Below are 4,388 nucleotides of genomic sequence, written 5' to 3'. Positions count from 1 at the left end.
TTCGTCTTTCTCGTCGTTTTATTTTCATCGTAATTTCCTTTTTTAGAGTAGTTTAACTTATCCCTTAAAAAAGTTGTACGAATTAGTGTAGCCTATCCATACTTCCGATATTTTAATTATGGAATCATCCAAGCATAAATATAATAAACCTTAGGCTAAAAAAATCTTTATAAAACTACATTATTAAATTATATAGTTATTTTAAGTTATATGGTTTTCCATATTAAAGTGCTGTGTTAAAATTTTGAACAGAAAACTATTGTATGGCTATAAGAAGAGTTAATTATAATGACAAAAAATATAGTTCGTAATTCTGCAATTGATTCCACAAAAGCTATTCCATACCAAATGCTCATTGCTTTAGAAGAAGCTTATTCCTTAAAACCACAAGGAAAAATGTGGATAGAAAAGTATGGTGATGTAACAACATCTCAAGGTTTACAAATAGAGGTAAAAAAACTACAGCAGCCACTAACCAATAATGATAAAGCTTTCTGGAATACTATAAAAAATTGGTTAGATCCATCTTTTAATCATGAATTTTATCAATCACTTTTATTAAGTACGACTCAAACGATAGGTTCCAAAAGTATATTTGAACAATGGGCATCTTTAAATGATAAGGAACGATTCTCTAATTTGGAAGGAATATGGAGAGATTCTGAAAATAGATTTACAATAAAACAAGTTAAAAATCAAAATTATAAACCAAGTGAAGTATTAATCATTCAAAGAGAGATTTTTTATAATTATGCTAAAAAACTTAAAGAAATTATTCCCAAAATAGTAATAGCTTCGAATCAACCTAATTTTGAAGATAAATGGGATGAAATTATTAATAAATATGCAAGGCAAATACCATCAGAAAATCAAGAAAATTTTATTTCCGGTTTAATCGGCTATTTAATGTCGCCAAAGACAGGCTGGGAAATAGAAGAAAGCAAATTTACAGAAGAAGTTCAAAAGTTAACCACTTTATATCACAATGGAAAACATAAATTTCCCCAAATAAAAATCGACGAAAATTTAGAGTATGAAACATATCACGAGAAATTATTTGTAAAAAAAATCAATGAAATTTCTTATCAAGAAATTCTTACAGAGGCAATTAATGATTATGTATTTGCTAACACACTTATTTTTAACGAAATAAGAAAATATATTAAATCCTGTGAAAATTATTATGAATATAAAAATCAACTTAAAAGAACACATAATACAAGGTATAGAGAAAAATGTTTAGAACTAAAATTAAATGTTCATCATGATGAAATTACTTCTTCACAGCTTTTCTATAATTTCTTAATGGGTGAAACACCTTTGCCATTTTCTCAATACGATTATACGCCATTTGAATTCAGAAATGGTGTTTATCATATTTTAGCTGATGAAAATGATAATATTCACTGGAGACTTAAAAGATGACAAAAGATAGAATACAGCACTATATCACTTTAACACGCAGTCCAATTATCTTGTCTCCTATACTTGGAGCGTTTTATAACGAATTACCTTGCAGTCCGAAAAATATTTTACTTAGTTATTTAGTTTTACCGTTAGTTTTATATCCATCATCTCAAGAATTCCTATCCAAAGCCCGTAAAACAAGTAATTTAAGGACTTTTTGCCAAAAAAAAGATTGCATTATTGGTTTACATCAAAGAATAAATGAATTTAAAACAGTAACAAATCGGATTATGAATGATATGCTTGGTAAACAATTTTTAAAATTATATGATGATTTATCGATAAAATACGACCAAAAGGATTTAATGCCATCTAAACTTAAATCAGAAATAAAGTCAGCTCAAAATTTAGCTTCAAAAATATTTAAATCTCAAGATATACCTAATATATACAGACAACTTGGAATAGTCAGATTATGAAATGTTATATAAAACTTATAGCGGTATTAGATAAAGATGAAAATTGTCATTTCGTGGAATTAACTTCTGGATTAAATATCATTACAGGTAGCTCCTCAACAGGCAAAACTGCTTTAATGGAAATTTTTGATTATTGCTTTGGTAGTAGTGATTATACTGTTCCAGAAGGAATTATTAGAGATTATGCCAAATTGTACTATATTACATTACAGTTTTCTAAGTATACGTTAGTTTTAGCTAGAGATCCTATCGAACCCCAAAAAGGGTTTATTAAAGAATTGACTAACTTAGAAGAAATAGAATCATTAACTAAAGGCAAATTTAATTTTTTTGATGATAATTTTATCTATCCCTTAAGAGATTTTAAAAATAAATTAAATAGACACTTTGATATTGATTTTTCAAGTATAGATGAAGATGCGTCAAAAATTAAATGGTCCGGGAGAAGAAATCCTACTCCTTCAATTCGTAGTTTTACTTCATTTTGTCTACAACATCAAAATTTGATCGCCAATAAACATGCAATTTTTTATCGTTTTGAAGAAAAGGAAAAAAGAGAACAGGCTATAGAACATTTTAAAATTTTCATGGGTATTGTTGATCAAGACTATTTTTATACAAAGCAGATGCAAAATCAGCTTGTTGAAGAAATAAAATCAGTAGAAAGAAGCATAAAAAGAGAAGTTAATAATGAAAGCAGTATAAAAGCAAAATTAAGAATAATACGGGATGATTATTATTCACTCACAGGGAATAAATTACTAAATATAGAAATAGATGAGATCTATAACAAACCAGAAAAAGCATTACAATTGTTAAAACAAAATGTTATTAAAATAGATTCAACTAACACTAATTATGAAATTAGAAAAAAAGAGCTAGATAGATTACTTAGTCAATATATCGCAGAAAAAAGAATTCTTTTAAATAAAAAAAGTACTATCGAATCTTCAATTAATCATATATCAGATTTTAATGAAAATTTATCATCAATAAATCTTATTCAAGATACAGATATAAAAACATGTCAATGTCCATTTTGTCAATCTGAAATAAATCCTATGATTTCCGAGGCACATGATTTAACCGATGCTATAAACTGGTTAAATGAAGAGTTACAAGCCACGCCTTACTTGGCTGAACCACTTAAAGAAGAGCTGAATTCGGTAAAAAATGAAATAGAAGAGAAAAATAAAGAAATTCAGGAAATTGAAACTAATTTAATAAAATTAGCTAAAGAGACAGAGGATTTACAAAACAAAACATCCATTTCGCAATTAGCAGAAAAATATCAATTACGATTTGAGATTATTTTAGAAGAAATAGAAACAAAAAAAAGAACAAATTTAATAAAAAAATTACATGACCTTAAGTCAGAAGAAGAGAAAATACAAAAAGAAATTAACAAAAGGTATAGTATAGAAAGAAATTTAGAAAAATTAGAGTTTGAAATTAACAAAATGATGAACCAGATAGGCAAAAAATTTGATTTTGAAGAATCATATCGTCCTATTAACTTAAACTTCTTATTGAAAAATTTTGACCTATTCCACAGAGATCAAGAAAGAAGTACTAACACATATCTACGAGCTATGGGAAGCGGAGCTAACTGGCTTTATTCACATTTATCTTTGTTTTTATCTTTACATTCACTATTTGCAACTCATAAAAAATGTAAAATCCCTCCAATTTTGTTTTTAGATCAACCAACCCAAGTATATTTTCCTAATTTTCATGATGATAATGCTGAAGAATTTAAACCTGAAAACTCGGTATTTAAAACAGAATTAACCAAAATAGATGATGATTTATCATCTGTAAAAAAAATGTTTAAAGAATTTATTGAATTTTGTCAGAATCATAAAGACGAAAACGGTGATATTCTTACTCAACTTATCGTTACAGATCATGTGGATAATTTAGATATTTTACAAGATAATGATAAAAACAAACAAAAAACAAATGAACAAGAGCAAAAATCACAAAATCAACTATATGATTTTAATAGTTATGTTAGAGCTCGTTGGAGAAATACAGGTGAAGGTTTCATTAAATTAAAAAAATAGATTTATATTAAAATGAGAGCTAATATATTCTTAGCTCTCATTATTCTTTTACTTTAAATATTTTTATATCTTTATTTTAGCTCTTAAATCTATCAATTTTTTATTGATCTGTTCTATACCTCAAAAAATCAGATAGATTTTATTATTCTTTCTATAAAGTTTTACGTCTAAGTTTTTCCTATTTCCTTTTTAAACTCCACACTTGTAAAAATTATTCAGAAATCTATATCATTTCATTGTAATTTTTTTAATAATCTCCTGTGTTATTGAGCTGTTTTTAGCTAAGCTAATTAATATTTATAGCCTTTAAAGATAGATTTCACGTCTTTGGTTATGAATCAATATTGATATGTCACTGTAATTTTACTTAATAGCTTTTGATTTATAATTTTTGGCATAAAAAATGCATTCCTTAGTTATCATTAATAGATGAGGA

General features: G+C 26.5%; 3 protein-coding genes. All 3 read left to right on the top strand.

What is annotated here, in order from left to right; all coding sequences use genetic code 11:
- The first annotated feature begins 288 nt into the window (after positions 1–288).
- Genes Q0T35_RS11000 through Q0T35_RS10990 form a run of 3 tightly spaced genes read left to right on the top strand, consistent with a single transcriptional unit; the run spans position 289 to position 3,952 of the window.
- Positions 289–1,425 carry a hypothetical protein gene (locus Q0T35_RS11000; RefSeq protein WP_295843120.1) on the top strand — a complete coding sequence of 379 codons (1,137 nt, stop codon included), beginning with the start codon at positions 289–291 and terminating at the stop codon, positions 1,423–1,425.
- Entirely contained in the window at positions 1,422–1,886 is a 465-nt protein-coding gene (locus Q0T35_RS10995) for a three component ABC system middle component (RefSeq protein WP_295843118.1), read from the top strand. The genes Q0T35_RS11000 and Q0T35_RS10995 overlap by 4 nt, the downstream gene beginning before the upstream one ends.
- Positions 1,883–3,952 carry a DUF3732 domain-containing protein gene (locus tag Q0T35_RS10990; RefSeq protein WP_295843117.1) on the top strand — a complete coding sequence of 690 codons (2,070 nt, stop codon included), beginning with the start codon at positions 1,883–1,885 and terminating at the stop codon, positions 3,950–3,952. The genes Q0T35_RS10995 and Q0T35_RS10990 overlap by 4 nt, the downstream gene beginning before the upstream one ends.
- Positions 3,953–4,388 lie beyond the last annotated feature (436 nt).

Origin of the sequence: uncultured Apibacter sp., from assembly GCF_946479295.1 — a bacterium.
Lineage (GTDB): Bacteria > Bacteroidota > Bacteroidia > Flavobacteriales > Weeksellaceae > Apibacter.
The sequence above is the reverse complement of the archived record's forward strand: the minus strand, read 5'-3'. Positions and strand labels throughout refer to the sequence as shown.